Origin of the sequence: Nocardia sp. CY41, from assembly GCF_009829325.1 — a bacterium.
In the GTDB taxonomy this organism is placed as follows: Bacteria; Actinomycetota; Actinomycetes; order Mycobacteriales; family Mycobacteriaceae; genus Nocardia.
The window spans coordinates 114,765-129,874 of the sequence record NZ_VUOS01000006.1; the positions used below are offsets into that span (position 1 = coordinate 114,765).

At 67.2% G+C, this 15,110-nt stretch carries 12 protein-coding genes and 3 pseudogenes; 9 read left to right on the forward strand and 6 right to left on the reverse strand.

The window, feature by feature from the left end:
* Window positions 1-303: 303 nt before the first annotated feature.
* The 4 genes and pseudogenes from GVY64_RS07260 to GVY64_RS07275 form a co-directional block, all read right to left on the reverse strand.
* Window positions 304-720, reverse strand: a pseudogene (locus GVY64_RS07260) (SDR family oxidoreductase); the annotation flags it as partial.
* An 87-nt stretch (window positions 721-807) separates the two neighbouring features.
* Window positions 808-1,068 carry a 3-hydroxyacyl-CoA dehydrogenase NAD-binding domain-containing protein gene (locus tag GVY64_RS07265; protein WP_159839809.1) on the reverse strand — a complete coding sequence of 87 codons (261 nt, stop codon included), beginning with the start codon at window positions 1,066-1,068 and terminating at the stop codon, window positions 808-810.
* Between the two features lie 155 nt (window positions 1,069-1,223).
* A pseudogene (locus GVY64_RS07270) lies at window positions 1,224-1,535 on the reverse strand (alpha/beta fold hydrolase); the annotation flags it as partial.
* Window positions 1,536-1,803: 268 nt separating this feature from the next.
* The gene (locus tag GVY64_RS07275; protein ID WP_236566678.1) at window positions 1,804-2,448 is read right to left on the reverse strand and encodes a hypothetical protein; all 645 of its coding nucleotides are present in this window, start codon (window positions 2,446-2,448) and stop codon (window positions 1,804-1,806) included.
* A 662-nt stretch (window positions 2,449-3,110) separates the two neighbouring features.
* Between GVY64_RS07275 and GVY64_RS07280 the strand changes: the two genes are divergently transcribed.
* Window positions 3,111-3,284 carry a hypothetical protein gene (locus GVY64_RS07280; protein WP_159839811.1) on the forward strand — a complete coding sequence of 58 codons (174 nt, stop codon included), beginning with the start codon at window positions 3,111-3,113 and terminating at the stop codon, window positions 3,282-3,284.
* Between the two features lie 51 nt (window positions 3,285-3,335).
* Window positions 3,336-3,668 (forward strand): glycosyl hydrolase family 65 protein, encoded by a 333-nt coding sequence (locus tag GVY64_RS07285; RefSeq protein WP_159839812.1) that lies wholly within the window; start codon window positions 3,336-3,338, stop codon window positions 3,666-3,668.
* Window positions 3,669-3,878: 210 nt separating this feature from the next.
* Here the strand turns inward: GVY64_RS07285 and GVY64_RS07290 are convergent, their stop codons facing one another.
* Window positions 3,879-6,299, reverse strand: a complete 2,421-nt coding sequence (locus GVY64_RS07290; protein WP_201297946.1) for a heavy metal translocating P-type ATPase — start codon at window positions 6,297-6,299, stop codon at window positions 3,879-3,881.
* Window positions 6,300-6,427: 128 nt separating this feature from the next.
* Complete coding sequence (locus GVY64_RS07295) at window positions 6,428-6,724, reverse strand: SHOCT domain-containing protein (RefSeq protein WP_159839814.1); 297 nt, start codon at window positions 6,722-6,724, stop codon at window positions 6,428-6,430.
* Between the two features lie 585 nt (window positions 6,725-7,309).
* On the opposite strand from GVY64_RS07295, the gene GVY64_RS07300 reads away from it, so the two are divergent.
* From GVY64_RS07300 to GVY64_RS39060, 7 genes and pseudogenes are all read left to right on the forward strand, one after another.
* Window positions 7,310-7,534 (forward strand): DUF2933 domain-containing protein, encoded by a 225-nt coding sequence (locus tag GVY64_RS07300; RefSeq protein ID WP_159839815.1) that lies wholly within the window; start codon window positions 7,310-7,312, stop codon window positions 7,532-7,534.
* A gap of 512 nt (window positions 7,535-8,046) precedes the next feature.
* Window positions 8,047-8,658, forward strand: a complete 612-nt coding sequence (locus tag GVY64_RS07305; protein WP_442939549.1) for an ATP-binding cassette domain-containing protein — start codon at window positions 8,047-8,049, stop codon at window positions 8,656-8,658.
* On the forward strand, window positions 8,655-10,145 hold the full coding sequence (locus GVY64_RS07310) for an ABC transporter permease (protein ID WP_159839817.1): 1,491 nt from the start codon (window positions 8,655-8,657) through the stop codon (window positions 10,143-10,145). The genes GVY64_RS07305 and GVY64_RS07310 overlap by 4 nt, the downstream gene beginning before the upstream one ends.
* 15 nt (window positions 10,146-10,160) lie before the next feature.
* Window positions 10,161-10,763, forward strand: a complete 603-nt coding sequence (locus GVY64_RS07315) for a hypothetical protein (protein ID WP_159839818.1) — start codon at window positions 10,161-10,163, stop codon at window positions 10,761-10,763.
* A gap of 1,044 nt (window positions 10,764-11,807) precedes the next feature.
* Window positions 11,808-12,653 (forward strand): hypothetical protein, encoded by an 846-nt coding sequence (locus GVY64_RS07320; RefSeq protein WP_159839819.1) that lies wholly within the window; start codon window positions 11,808-11,810, stop codon window positions 12,651-12,653.
* A gap of 142 nt (window positions 12,654-12,795) precedes the next feature.
* Complete coding sequence (locus tag GVY64_RS07325) at window positions 12,796-14,169, forward strand: MFS transporter (protein WP_201297931.1); 1,374 nt, start codon at window positions 12,796-12,798, stop codon at window positions 14,167-14,169.
* 337 nt (window positions 14,170-14,506) lie between these two features.
* Window positions 14,507-14,785 (forward strand): annotated as a pseudogene (locus tag GVY64_RS39060) (hypothetical protein); the annotation flags it as partial.
* Between the last annotated feature and the right edge of the window lie 325 nt (window positions 14,786-15,110).

Sequence of the window (15,110 nt, forward strand, 5' to 3'; positions counted from 1 at the left end):
CAGCGTTCTACCTTCCGCTCGGATGCGTCATCGCGAGTCGACCCCGCGAACCAACCTGCCAATCAGGGAGAAGGCCCTCACCGGGGCTCTCCAGGTCTGGGCGCGAGATGCACCGACCCTCGATATGCGCACCTTCACACTGGCTGGGCGGCAACACATTCGCGAAGTCGGCGGTGGGATGACGCCTCGCTACGCCTCTCCCGAGCAGTTGAGAAGAGAGACGGTGAGGCGGCGGACCGACATCTACAGCCTCGCGGCTACTGTGCTCGAGATGTGGCTCGGTAAGGCCCCGCGGGGGTTTGTTCAGCCCTGGCGCGTCGGCCGGATCGTCAGGTCCCCGATTTCGACATCCTCGGGTTGGGCGATCGCGAATGCGATCGCCCGAGCTACCGCCGTAGGGTCGATGCCGAGATCGGCCATGTTCCGCCTGACATGTTCATGCAAGGCCGGATCGTCGATGGCATGGTCGATGAACTCGGTGCGGACCAGGCCCGGGGAAATCGATGTCGTCCGCAGCACGCCGTCGGTGCTCTCCTGTCGCAAGCCTTCCAGGAGAGTGCGGACTGCGTTCTTCGTTCTGGCGTACACCGTCTGCGTGGGGACGATTTTCAGGCCGGAAACCGAGAGGACCGTGACCAGGTGACCGCCGCCCTGGCGGCGGAATATCGGTAGCGCTGCGGCGATACCGTGCAGAATTCCCTTGACGTTCACGTCGACCACCCGCTGCTGGCACCCCCGTAATGGCGACGACCTTGCTGCCTGCGCGGGGATGCAGACCGAAAAGGAGCTATGGGGGCGCAACCCCCCTCAGTGCTGGTGGGATACCGCCGAGCCGAGGGCGGTCGTGTAGGTCAGCCGCGTGCGAGTGTCGGCGATGTCGTGATCCGAGGCGCCGAGCTCGGCGAGGTAGATTGCCGCGTACTGCTCATGGGCGACCCGGCATCGATCCAGGGCTTGTTGGGAAATGTCGTAGACGGCAACGGTTTTGCCTTTGAAGGCCGAGTGCCAGGCGATCTGCCCGCCGAGCACTCCGGCGCCGAGCACGGCGACCTTGTCGAGGTTGGACATAGCGATTCCCTTCGATGTTCGTTGTGATTTCACTGCGGCGCGGACGCCGCCAGGCAAGCGCGATGTCGTGCAGCGTGCGCGACATGGACCCAGCTCGCCGTTGTCCGCGCACGCGCGGCAAGATCGGCAGGCATCGCCGCCGGGGTCGGGTGCGGTCAGCGATGCGTCGCAGTGGCGAGGAATCCCAGCACCAGTTCGGCGAACTTGTCCGGGCACTCGATCTGCGGCATGTGGCCGATCCCGGCGAACAGGAAGGTCTCGGCGTGCGGGAGCAGTCCGCTGGCCGCTGTCAGGTGATGAGCGGGAAGGATCCGGTCGCGGTCTCCCCAGACGATCAGGGTGGGGCGTGGGTGCTCGCGGCGCGGGACCGGCACGACATAGGACGGGGAGCGCTGCATCGTGACGTGGGCGGCGCGGTCCGCCATCGCAGGGACGAGCGTCACGGCTGTCGCGCCGCTACCGATGAGTTGGAAGACCCGCGCGCGCTCGCTTTGCGAGAGGCCGGCCCAGGGCGGGGCACAGGGAAGAGGCGGCAGGTCGGGGTCCGCCTCGCGGTTGATGGCGATACAGGCTTCGGGGTGTTTGCGCATGTTTCGAGCGAACTCCTCGGCGGCGCTCGCGCAGCACTGATAGTCCAGATGCCCTGCCCGACCATATTCTGTGCCAACGGTGCTGCGTAGCAACGTGGCGGAGGGAACGCCGCGCCCACCGTTTTCGGCAACGTTGGAGGTGAGGTCAGCTGCGATACAGCCCGGGTTTGTCCGGTCGTGGCCCCGGTGTGGCATCGGCTCGGGAGGCGGGTTCCACAGGGCCCGGCGCGTCGGCTACACGCCGCCGACTGTCGACCTCGGCGGCGGCTCTGGTATCGACCTCGCGTCGCGCGAAGGCGATATCGCGTGCGCTGCGCACGGACAATCGGCCGAGTGAGGTCGCGGCGAAGAACAGGATCAGCGCTCCGAGACCATAGAAGTAGGCCAGCTGTAGCAGGGCCCGTTTCAGGTCGGAGGTGGCGACGGGTTCGCCGACATCCCCGATTTTCAGTGTGTCCGCCAGTGTTGGCCCGATCACGAACCACAAGCCCGCCGCCGCTGCCAGCCACGCGCCGAAGCTCGCCACGAGCCGGTTGCGGCTGGCCAGCATGAGCAATCCGCCGATGATCGCGGCGACGCCGGGCAACACCTGGAGCCACCCGCGCGCCGACGTCCACACCCACGGGTCGTCCGGAGTGAACGCGAAGTCAAAGTAGGGTCCGATGAACGGGATCAGCGCACCCCAGAGGCCCAGCAGTAGCACCGCGAGCCCGCCGAGGGCGCCCCGGCTACGGGGAATTCGAAGGGGACGACCGTGGTCTGCGTGAACGGTGTCGTCGACGTCTCTCATGACGCCTCCATTCGTCGAAGTAGGTTGCATATGCGGCCTACCCTTTGCGCACCGCCATACGCACGGAAACGCGTGCGGGTCCGCTGCCCGCGGTGATCGGCGGTTTCGAAGGCCATCGGCGGCCGCACGGATTATGCGCCTGCCGACCCGATCCCTTTCATCGGAGGATCGCCGTGGTCAGCCGCTTCCGGACCGTGATATCCGGCGGCCTCGCGTTCGGCGACGTACTGCTCGTGCCAGCGCTCGACGAGTGGAACCAGTTCGAACGCCGGTGGTCGTCCGCCCGGGCGGCTGCGGTTGCGGCGGTGTCCGGCTTGATCGGCCGGACCGGGATTATGGCAGTGATATCACGCTCGCGCAGGTCGGTGCGATCGGCGGCCGAGTCGGCTGCGGACCTGGAGCGTTGATGGAACCTGGCAACGGATCCTGGACGAGGTGATCGTCGAGGAGGACTCGATCGGTTGTGTTCAGGTTTTGAGTGCGGTGGCGCGGACGTCGTCGTTGGATGGTGGGGTACTTGCGGGGTGCGTATGCGAAGAATCTGGGCGATCCGGGGTGGGAGGATTCATCGCGGAGTTGTGTGCGGAGACTGAGAGTTTCGCGTCGTTGTGGGCGTTGAATGATGTGGCGGTGCAGGTGAGTAGGCGGTGGGGGAGTTGGAGATGTTCTTGACGAGTAGGTCGTTGCCGTCGGTGCCGAATGCGTGGATGCAGGTGTACATGCCGGTCGATGAGGTGGCGTGGGGCACGTTACGGGCGTTGTTGGCGATGAGTCTGAGGGAGCGGCGGCGTCCGTGGGTGGAGAATCGCGAGTTGTATCACGCTGCGGCGGGCTGAGTGCCGGGGCTCGCGGAAGCCACTCTCGAGGAGCCGGAGCCCCTTCCGCCCGTGGATGCCTTGGACAGTCCGGAGCATGCCATTGCGAAGGGGTTGCTCGGGATCAGGTGTTCGACCGCGTATCCCGGGCTGCCGGACAACCTGGCCGCGATCCGGTTCGGCCTGCACTACCGGAGTCACCGCATCGACGTCGACCTCGACCACACCCGGCTTCGGCTGACCAGCCGCCCCAGCGCCACCACCGCCGACATCCCGGTCGAGGCCGCCGGAATCCGAACCACCCTGGGCAGCTCCGGGACTTCCCGCTCGCACCGACCGGGCATACCACCACCGAACGGATACCTCACCGGGTCCCGTGACCCGGGGATGGATGAGCAGCGCTGAATCTCGAATCGGACCGGATTCCGCACACGATCATGATGTGGCCGCACCAGCAGCCGGGCATCATGGCGCCGATGCCACGGTGGCCTGACCGTCCGCTCGTCCGATACCCGAGACCGCGGGTTGGACCGTGTCGGACACCCCATGTCTGTCTGAGGTGATGGCCGGGCACAGCCGTTTTCGAGGCTGGGTCTGGAGCCCGGCGGCCTTGTCCTACGCGATCACCGGCGTTGCCTCGGAGGTTCCAGTGTGCGCCGGCTTGGATGTCGGAAGCCGGAGTCGTTTGAGGGCGAGCGCGTTGACGGCGACGATGAGGCTGGAACCGGACATGGACAAAGCGGCGATCTCCGGGCGCAGCATCAGGCCGAATGCGGGTTCGAAGACGCCGGCGGCGATAGGCAGGGCGATGGTGTTGTACCCGATCGCCCAGGCCAGATTCTGGCGCATCTTGCCCAGCGTGCCGCGGCCGATACGCAGGGCGGTGGGCACGTCGAGCGGGTCGGAGCGCATCAGCACGACATCGGCGGTTTCGATGGCCACGTCGGTACCTGCGCCGATGGCGATGCCCAGGTCGGCCCGGGCGAGGGCGGGAGCGTCGTTGACGCCGTCGCCGACCATGGCGACCCGGCGGCCGCCGCGTTGTAGTTCCGCGATCTCGGCGGCTTTGTCGCCCGGCAGTACTTCGGCGATGACGGTGTCGATGCCGAGCCGTTCGGCGATGCGCTTCGCCGTGGCTTCGTTGTCACCGGTCAGCATGACCACCTCGATCCCGAGATCGTGCAGCGCGGCGACGGCCGCTGGTGAGGTTTCGCGGGGCGCGTCGGCGATGCCGATGACCGCCGCCGGTTTGCCGTCCACCGTGGCGATCACTGCGGTGCGTCCGGTGGCGGACAGTTCGTCGCGGCGGGCGGCCAGCGCGCCGAGGTCGATGCCTTCTCGTTCGGCCAGCCGCCGGTTACCGACGACGACACGGCGGCCTTCGACCTCGGCGATCGCACCGTGGCCGGGGACGTTCTCGAACGCTTCGGCCCGAACCTGGCCGACCCCTGCTTTGTCCGCGTAGCGGACGACGGCCTGGGCGAGGGGGTGTTCGGATTCGCGTTCCACCGCGGCGATCAGGCGCAGCAGCTCTGCTTCACCGATGCTGGCGGTGATGAGGTCGGTGACCTCGGGTTCGCCCTTGGTGAGCGTTCCGGTCTTGTCCATCACCACCGTATGGATGCGGGCCGAAGTCTCCAGCGCCATCGCGTTTTTGAACAGCACACCGCGTTTGGCGCCGAGCCCGGTGCCGACCATGATCGCGGTGGGTGTGGCCAGCCCGAGGGCGTCCGGACAGGTGATGACCACGACGGTGATCGCGAACAGGATCGCCGCCGAGAAGGGACGATCGGAGAGCAGGAGCCAGGCCGCCAGCGTGCCCGCACCACCGATCAGCGCGACGAGCACCAGCCAGAACGCCGCCTTGTCGGCCAGACGCTGGCCGGGGGCCTTCGAATTCTGGGCTTCCTGCACGAGTTGCACGATCTGCGCCAGCGCGGTGTCCGCGCCGACCTTGGTCGCGCGCACGCGCAGGGTGCCGTTGGTGTTGATGGCGGCGCCGATGACCACCGAGCCGGGAGCCTTGTGCACCGGCAGGCTTTCGCCGGTGACCATCGATTCGTCGACCTCGCTCTCACCGTCCTCGACGATGCCGTCGACGGCGATCTTCGCGCCCGGACGCACCAGCAGCAGATCACCGACCGCCACGTCGGCCGTGGGGATCTCGACAGGTTCGCCGTCGCGCAACACCAGCGCTTTCGGCGGCGCGAGGTCGAGGAGGGTGCGGATGGCGTCGTTGGCGCCGCCGCGGGCGCGCATCTCGAACCAGTGCCCGAGCAGTACGAACGCGGCCAGCACGGTGGCGGCCTCGTAGAACACTTCGCCGCCGCCGGTGAGCGTGATCACCAGCGAATACAGCCAGCCCGAGCCGATCGCGACCGCGACCAGCACCATCATGTCCAGCGTGCGGGCCCGCAGCGCCCGCACGGCGCCGTCGAAGAAGATCCACGACGAGTAGAAGATGACCGGCAGGCTGAGCAGGAGCGCCCAGAGGTCTTCGCGCAGCCCGAACGGAACCGGCACGTCCAGCCCCAGAACGTCTCTGCCGATGGGCGACCAGATCACGATCGGGATCGAAAACACCAGCGCGACCAGGAACCGGTTGCGCATGTCGGCGACCATGGCCGCCATCGACATCCCGGCATGCCCGCCGTGACCCATCGCCTCGTGTGGTGAACGCAGGTCGCCGGCGCCTGCCGGGTGTTCGGTGCGAGCAGGGGCTGCCATGGTGTGGGCGACATCGTCGATAGGCTTCGCAGTCCCCGGCTGACCAGCCTGTCCGGCGTGGACGTGGTGCGCGTCGACGGTGGGTGGATCCGGCTCGGTCAGCGGGTCGCAGATGTGGGCGGGCATCGAGCGTCCGGCGCAGTGGTAGCCGCATTCGATCACCCAGTCCCGCAACGCCGCAATCGTGGTCCGGGTCTGGTCGTAGACCACGGTGGCGGTCTGCGCCACCGGGTTGACCTCGACTCGATGCACCCCGGGGCGGCGGGCGAGCCGGGCGGCGACAACGTTCTGCTGCGAGGCGAACAGCATGCCACGCACGTCGAGCACCGCGGTGGCGCTCTCCTTCGGCGGGGGTAGACGGGTCTCGGTATGGCTGGGCACAGGATCCCTCCTCCAGGAGGCGGTAGTCGACCGTATTCGGTGAGGAGTACTACTCCCTAGAGGTCGCCGGGGCTGTTCGCACCGGGGCCGGGGCCGATACCGCCACGCAGCGTAGCCAGGCGATGGTGGTATTCGTCGGCATCGATCTCACCGCGGGCGAATCGCTCGGCCAGCACGTGCTCGGCGCTGGGGCGCACGATCGGCGCGCCGCCGACCGGCGCCGACGGCTGCGCCAAGTACCGGACTGTGAGGATCACCCCGGCGAGCACCAGAACCCAGAACAAAACCATGCCCACGGTCATGAGCGCGTAACCCCACCCACTCATCCCTTCGTCGCCATACCAGAACATCATCGGAAGCTCCTTCATCGAGGCAAATCATCGGCGTCGTCGCGACCTCCCATCCCGGTGACGTGTCAGCCTGGGCGTGCGATCGACGCCCTCTACGATCCGCGCCGCCGACCGCGGCAACTAGAGACCAGGTGCCCTTTCCGACGCATCCGAAGGTCCCTACCCCCCTTGGGTATTACCGCGCAGACTCGACGCATACGCCGCCGACCTACTGTCACCGGCTCCGGAAGGGGACGTTTTTGTTGCGCTACCCGTCGTGCCGAGCCGGGTGAGGGAGCTGGCGTGCGTGTCACATCGGTTGCCCCATCATCGGGCAACCACCCATCAGGCCGCACATCCATTGACACAACATGTGCATGGGGTTCATGACGTCGATTTCCTTCTCGTCGAGCGATCCGGCCGCAGTGGCCGGTCCGCAAGGTTGGTCGTGCGGTGTCGTCGAGGTTGCCGCGTCGATACCCCGCAAGGGTAGGGACCTTTGGCGGTCGGATGGAGGTCCTTCGGCGCCCCTCGAGGCGACCTCGTCCCATCTTCGGCGACCGGTGTGCGAGCGCAGACTCGAGGTGATCGCGAGAGAAGGGAAATGCGATGAACACCCGGCATCTTCCGTGGTACGCGTTGGCGTTGGCCGTGCTGGTCGCCGGTCTGGCCATTTCCGGAGTGTCGATGTCGACACTGCTGGTGCTGCTGGTGGTGCTGGCCTGCCCGCTGATGATGATGTTCATGATGGGCGGCCAGGGACACGGCAACGACGACCAGTCACGCCAGATGAGCAAAAGCCACGACCACGACCCCACCTCCGACCGACCGTAACCGTGCCGCTGAACGGGACCGTACGAAGGTTCGCCACCCACAGTACGACGGGTTTCTGCTGGTGATGATCGGGTTCCTCTTGCAGTGGCCGACCACTTCGGTTCCGGATCGCGATCTGGGCCTACGTGCGGTTGGCGCACAGCCACGAACGTGAGGTCGCCGCCCACTTCGGCGATGAATGGGCCGCCTACGCCGCGCGGGTACCGGCGTCTGTGCCACGGCTGTCTCGCGCCGGGGACGAGCGGCCGTGGCGCGACGACTCACCATCGGTACGACGAGCGGTCAGCGGGCTACACGGGAATACCGCACGTGACGAACCGTTCCGGCAGCGGGCTCGATCACCGCATCTGATCAACTGAGCGGAGCACTCGATGTCCACACAGCATGCCCGGTCTGACACTCCAACCACCGAAATGCTCACAACGGCGACGACCTGTGCGCCGGTGTTGACCGCCACGGGGATCGGGAAATCGTTCCGTCGTGGCGGGTGGCCCTTCGCGTCGAGGCAGATTGTGCTGCGCGGCGTGGACCTGGCGTTGTGCCCCGGTGAGGTGGTGGGAATGGTCGGGGAGAACGGGTCGGGCAAATCGACGGTGATGAAGATCCTGGTGGGCGAACTGCAACCGGACACCGGCACCGTCACCCGATCCGGGCTGCTCGGATACTGCCCGCAGCAGCCGGTGATCTACGAACGGTTGACCTGTGACGAGCACATCGAACTGTTCGCCCGCGCCTACCGGATGACCCGGGCGGATCAACAGCGCGCAGAGCGAGAACTGTATGCGGCGTTGGGTTTCGAGCGTTACGCCCGGACCAGGGCGGATCGTCTGTCCGGCGGGACGCTGGCCAAACTGAATCTCACCCTCGCCCTGCTGGCCGATCCCGCCGTGCTGCTGCTCGACGAGCCCTACGCCGGATTCGACTGGGACACCTACCTGAAATTCTGGGATCTGGTCGCTCACCGCCGCGCCGCGGGCCGCTCGGTGCTGATCATCAGTCACTTCGTCGCCGACGAGGACCGCTTCGACCGCATCCTGGAACTACGCGACGGGCAGGTGACACCGCGAATCGCCGGCGCTGCGGCATCGGACCGACCGCCCTCGACCAGCGAGCCGCGGCCATGAAACGATCCGTCCTGCCCTACGTGCGGGCCTTCGTCACCGATTACGCCCGCAACCCAGTGAACCTGGTGGTGCTGGTGCTCGTGCCCGCACTGTTCGTGTTCGTCGCCGCGGGAACGATCTCCGATGCCATGGAACTGCTCGGCGGTATCGAGATGTCGGTGGAGACCGCGACAGTGGGCTGGTCAGCTGGTTTCCTCGCGGGCCTGGCGATGTACTTCCAGATCCGCGCTGCCCGCGCCGCCGACCGGCGGCTGGTGGTCGCCGGGCTGGCGCCCGGACGACTGGTCGCCGCCCGCGCCGCTACGGGACTGCTGCTTGCCGCGCTGGTGTCGGCGGTGTCGCTGGCGGCGTTGACCGCGCGCACCGGCCTCGACCACCCGCTCCGCACGATCGCCGGGACGCTGATGTTCGCGGTGATCTATCTGGCCATCGGCGCCGTGCTCGGGGTGCTGGCCACCAACCCGGTCAACGGCGCGGTGCTGGTGTTGTTCGTGTGGATCATCGACGTGTTCTTCGGGCCCTCCCGCATGGGCACCGACCAAACCTTCATTCGCTGGTTGCCGACGCATTTCGTGACCTTGTGGATGATCGACCTGCCCTCCGGGCACGGCGGACGGATCACCGACCTCGGCTACGCCCTGCTGTGGTTGATCGCGGCGGTCGCAGTCGGCTCGGTCGTGCTTGTCCGCGCCGCCCGCGCCGCGCCGCCCGCGCGCCGCCCGTCCGGGCAGTTGGTCACCGGCCTGCGGTTGGGTCTGGTCGATCTGCGCCGCAACCCGGCGCTGCTGGCGTTGCTGGTGGTCGTGCCGGTGGTGTTCATCCTGCTCGCCAAGGTGACCACCCCAGAACGCACCATTGCGATCTCGGTGCGTCACGGCGATCGGACCGTTGCCGACACATTCTGGTTCCCCGAGGTACACGCGGGCACGATGGCACCTATCGCGGTCGCCGCGTTGGCCACCCTGGCCGGGCTGTTCGTGGTGGCCGACTCCGAGGCTGGTGATCGAAGACTGCGGCTGGCTGGATACCGCCGCAGTGTACTGCTCGCCGTTCGTTTCGGCGTCCTCACGGTCGCGGCGGCGGTCATCGGCCTCGCCGCCCTCGCGATCACAGCGACGGTCTTCACGCCCGCGCAGTGGGCCGGATTCATCACCGCCCTCATGCTCGCCGCGATCACCTACGGCCTGATCGGGATGATTCTCGCGCCGCTGTTCGGCCGCGTCGCCGGCGTCTTCGTCGCCTTCCTGATCCCGTTCCTGGACCTCGGCCTGATCCAGAGCCCGATGCTGCGCCCCGAACCCGCTCCCTGGGCGCGGCTCTGGCCCGGATACGCGAGCACCCGATTACTGTTCGACACCGGCCTGACCACCGACTTCGACCTGCCCGCAACGCTGCTGCTCGCCCTGGCCTGGCCGAGCGGCTTGGTGGTGATCGCAGCCGTGCTCTTCGGTCGTGGCACGCGAGCGCGACCGCGCCTGGGCATCTGATCGGGACAAGCGCCGGTGAAGATCGCGATAAACGAAGTCCAGCAGTGGGAACACACAGCGTGCCTACGGCTGCATCCAGAACATGAGCTGATCTGCTCCTCCGCGCCGCTGGACACGCATACCGCGGCCGACGCCGACGTGCCAAGCACGTTCATCCGCTCGCGGCTCGACGCCGATGTGCTCGAACGGTTCCCGAAGCTGCAACTGGTGGCCACCCGGTCCACCGGCTACGACCATATCGATCTCGGGTACTGTGCCGCGCACGGCATCACCGTCAGCAATGTTCCCGACTACGGCGACTCCACCGTCGCCGAACACGTCTTCGCCTTGATCCTCGGCCTCGCCCGGCACCTCGTCGACGCGGCCGAACGCACCCGCCGCGGCGGGTTCTCCCAGGCCGGACTGCGCGGATTCGAGCTGCGCGGCAAGACCCTGGAGTTCTCAGATGCGCTCTCAGACATGGATGCTTGGGTAGTCACGGCCACAAAAGCCAATCAGCCCCGGCTGCATCGCTGGGCCGGCACCATCGTCACCGGACTTGTCACGCCCGGGCGGAGGCGTGAAGCCGCGGCCATCGAAACAGTTCGCCCGCGAGGCGGCGGCCGTGGTTCCGGCTGAGGTGGTGTGCAGGACCGAGGGCGCCCGAAGGGGGTGACCCGGGATGGTGGTCGATCGCTGCGATCGTAGTCGGGCTCGCGGTCGTGGTGTTGGTCGCCGAGCAGCTGGTGAAGGCCCACTGTCGGACTGGCGCGGGGATCGGCGCGTCGACGTTTCTGATCGCGGGCCGTGTTCCTCGCTTTCGACCCGGAGAACCTTGCTGTCGGCGCGGTCGGGTCCGCGCAGAGCGCGCCGGGCATCCTGGTGCCGACCGTGATCGGTTCGGCGATGGTGGCTATACAGGGCGGGAGTAATGATCGGTGCGGTCGAGGGCCGGTGGCCGGTTGGCGGTATTCGGTGGCGCCGGACCGAAGGAGGCTTACCTCATGGGTGACTGTGTGCCGGTGCGGTGGTTCTCCGGGGACTCGACACGTGAAGCGCACTGTCGGGCGACGTCATCGCAGTCGAGATGGCTCACCTCGATTGTCGCGATGTGCCCTGCGGCGTGGTGAACGATTCCTGTTCGGTGAAACGCGCGATCACGGCTCGGACGACAGGATTCGACGCGGTCACCTGCCGCTCGAGGCGGCCCTGCGCGGAACTCCATGACCGCACGCCTGCGCGTATGGATGGTGTGGATGCGGGAGCCGGTTCAGCTGTGCTCGGGACGGAATTCCTCGACGGTGGGGGCGAACTGATCGGCCATGTCGTGTGTGGTGTGCAGCCCCGGGGTCATCCTCACCGACGCCAGGCGGCCGCGTGGCAGCATCCCGGCGAAGTGTTCGGCCAGCCAATGCGGGCGGGTGTCGTTTCGTCGTCTCGGGGAATGATCAGCACGGCGCGGTGAGCCCGATCAGCTCTTCGGGGGCGCGGGAGGCCCGGTCGCGGCCGATTGCCGCGGCGGCGATGCCGGCCGGATCCCGACCCGCGTCACGATGAGAACCCGGCGGCATAGGTCGATGGAACTAGGAGTGAGCCATGTCATGAACACCCAACTTGCATATACCCCCAGGGGGTATTAAATTTTCGGATGTCCACCACAGCAGGATCGGAAAGGCCGCGACAATGACCACTCAGACTTACTCCCATCACCATGGCGGGCACGCCGCTCATATCGGTCACGGCCATCACGCCGAGCACGCGGCCGCCTCCGCCGACGCCGGTCACGGAGATCACGCCGCGCACGACGGCCAAGCGCCGGGCGGGCTCCAGATCACCCAGGACGGGTACACCTTGGAGTTGGCGGAACCCATCACCGAGCCGGGTGAGATCGACTTCCGGTTCCGGATCCTGGGCCCGGACGGGAAGCCGGTCACCGATTACACCGCCATCCACGACCGCGACCTGCACCTCATCGTGGTGCGGCGCGAACTGACCGGGTTCTGGCACGTCCACCCCGAACTGGGCGCCGACGGCACCTGGGCGGTGCGGCTGAACCTTCCGGAAGCGGGCGCGTATCGCGTGTTCACCGATATCGCCCCGCGGGCGCTCGGAAAGACCATCACCCTCGGCGCGGATCTCGCCGTGGCGGGTGCGTACCGGCCGCACCCCGTTCCGGAGGCCGCGCGCACCGCGGTCGTGGACGGATACGAGGTGAGCCTCGATGGTGATCTCGTGCCCGGTGAGGGCCGCCTGCTCACTCTCACCGTGCGCGAGGACGGCGCACCGGTCACCGATCTCCAGCCGTACCTGGCCGCCTACGGGCATCTGGTGATCCTGCGGGCGGGCGATCTGGCCTATATCCACGTGCATCCGAACGGTGAACCCGGCGACGGTGTGACCGCGCCCGGACCGGATGTCACCTTCCACACCGCCGTCCCCGGACCCGGCACGTACCGCCTGTTCCTGGATTTCAAGCACGGCGAGGTCGTGCGCACCGCCGCCTTCACCCTGCCCACCGTCACCCACTGATCACCGCACATCGGTGGGCGGGCGCATGGTGCGCCCGCTCACGTAGCGGGGAAGGAGCCCGACATGTGCGAATGCTGCTGTCGAAGCACCCGTGACCCACCCCAACTCGCCCGAGGAAGTATTTGCGATGCGCTCCGCGCCCATGACCAGCTCACCGTTCCACAACCACGACTACCTGCGCCTGTTCACCGCCCAGGTGACCGGCCTGTTCGGCACCGGATTGACCACCGTCGCACTGGGATTGCTCGCCTACGAACTCGCCGGGGCCGCCGCGGCCGCAGTTCTCGGCACCGCCCTGACCATCAAAATGCTCGTCTACGTTACGGTCGCTCCGATCGTGGGCGCCTACGCTGACCGCTTCCCCCGCCGACCGTTCCTGGTGTCGCTGCATCTGATTCGCGCCACCGTCGTGCTCGCCTTGCCGTTCATCGACCAGATCTGGCAGATCTACGTGCTGATCGCCGTACTGCAAACCGCTTCGGCCGCCTACACTCCGACCTACCAGGCCGTCATCCCCGACATCCTGCCCGATGAGCGCGAATACACCCGGGCCCTGTCAGCGACCCAGTTGGCCGCCACCATGGAAACCCTGCTGAGTCCCATGCTCGCCGCGGCCGCGCTGACCGTGATGAGCTTCCACTGGCTGTTCGCCGGTACCGCGATCGGATTCGCCATCTCGGCAGCACTGGTGATCACCGCTCGCATACCGAACGTGACCGCCGCGACCGAGGGCTCCTTCCGTGAACGGATCACGGTCGGCATGCGCATCTTCGCGGCCACACCGCGGCTGCGCGGCCTGCTGGGATTGAACCTCGTCGTCGCCGCCGCCGGATCGGTGGTGATGATCAACACGGTCAACTACGTCCGCGACACCCTCGGTGGCAGCCAGTCCGGCGTCGCGGCGTTGCTGGCCGCCAACGGTTTCGGCACCATGCTCGTCGCCGTGTCCCTTCCCCGCGTCCTCGATCGCCTCGGTGCCCGACCGGTCATGCTCACCGGTGCGGCCACCCTGCTGGCCGGACTCGGATCGGCCATCGCCCTGTCCTTCGCCGATGCCGGTGGCTGGCGCTGGGCCGCCGCGATCGCGGTGTGGGCGACCGTCGGTATGGGCACTGCGGCGATACTGACACCCACAGGGCAGGTATTGCGCCGCTCCTCCCGGCCGGCTGACCGCCCCGCACTGTTCGCGGCCCAGTTCTCGCTGTCGCACCTGGCTTGGCTGCTCACCTATCCGATCACCGGATGGCTGACCACCGTCGCCGGATTCACCACGACCTGGGTGGTCCTCGCCGTGCTCGCGGCTGGTGGAATCGCTGTGGCAGTGCGGATGTGGCCGCGGCACGATCCGGAGGTCATGACCCATCTGCACGAGGTCGGCACCATCGATCCAGCTCGCCTGATCGACGCCGTACGCGTGGACGACCGCTTCTACCGGCACACCCACGCCTACGTCATCGACGCCGAACACCCACGTTGGCCGACACAACAGCGGCTGGCCGAAAGCACCGCAGCCTGAACAACCCCATCGAACCGAATCACCTGGCGGGCACCCGAATTCCGGGTGCCCGCCACTGCGTCGGCCCACCTTCGGCCCGTTCGGCTCGAGTGCGACGAGCCCACCCGTGCGTTTCATCGATCGTCTCGGTCGGCGCCCCGAATGCGCAGCTGCGGGGCGGCACGTTCTGTGGTGAGCGCGTCATCGCGGAGTTCACGAGCTGCGTGAACGATGTCTCCTCGAGGTACAAGAAATCCATGGCTAGAACCATCCGAACCCGGCAGTTGAGCCGCCGGACCGCGCTGAGTTTCAGAGAGATCGCCGCGATGATCGACCCCGTCGTGGGGGCTGGGGCAACTATTACGGGCACTTCTACAAGCCCGAGTCGATCAGTTTCTTGGAACGCCAGATCAATTCGTTTCTCGTGACATGGGCCATGGGGAGTACAAGCGGTATCGCCGTGCCGTCGGCCGGGCACGTCAGAAGATGGCCGAGTTCGCCTGAACCTATCCCGGCATGGTCGCGCTCTGGAAGCACGGCGCGTTGCCCACCGGTTCGACATCGGGAGCCGTGGCGACGGGAGAGCACGGTTCTGAGAGCGGCGGCGGGTGAGATCCCGCCGCCGCCTACCTCGTAGAAGGCTCCATACCGTTGTCCGCCAACCGGCGCGACCGATGGCGGTGTAGACCGAGCCCCTGTCGGAATGGTGGATCAAGTCGCCGTCGCGGATGTCGTAACTCCAGACCGCGTACTCCGGGGCACTGAGCACCAGTTCGTGTCACAGCGGTCCGAGATTTCCAGACCACAATACGGTTGGAAAACGCATCCCGGACCGCGGCCAGTCAGTACGCGCCCTGACCACGCGGGATGGGGTGGCATCGGCCACCTACAGCCGGTTCGGCCGATTCGCGGTGAAGACGCGTCCGAACAGATGCGGTGCCGGTGCCGCGCGGGTATCTTGC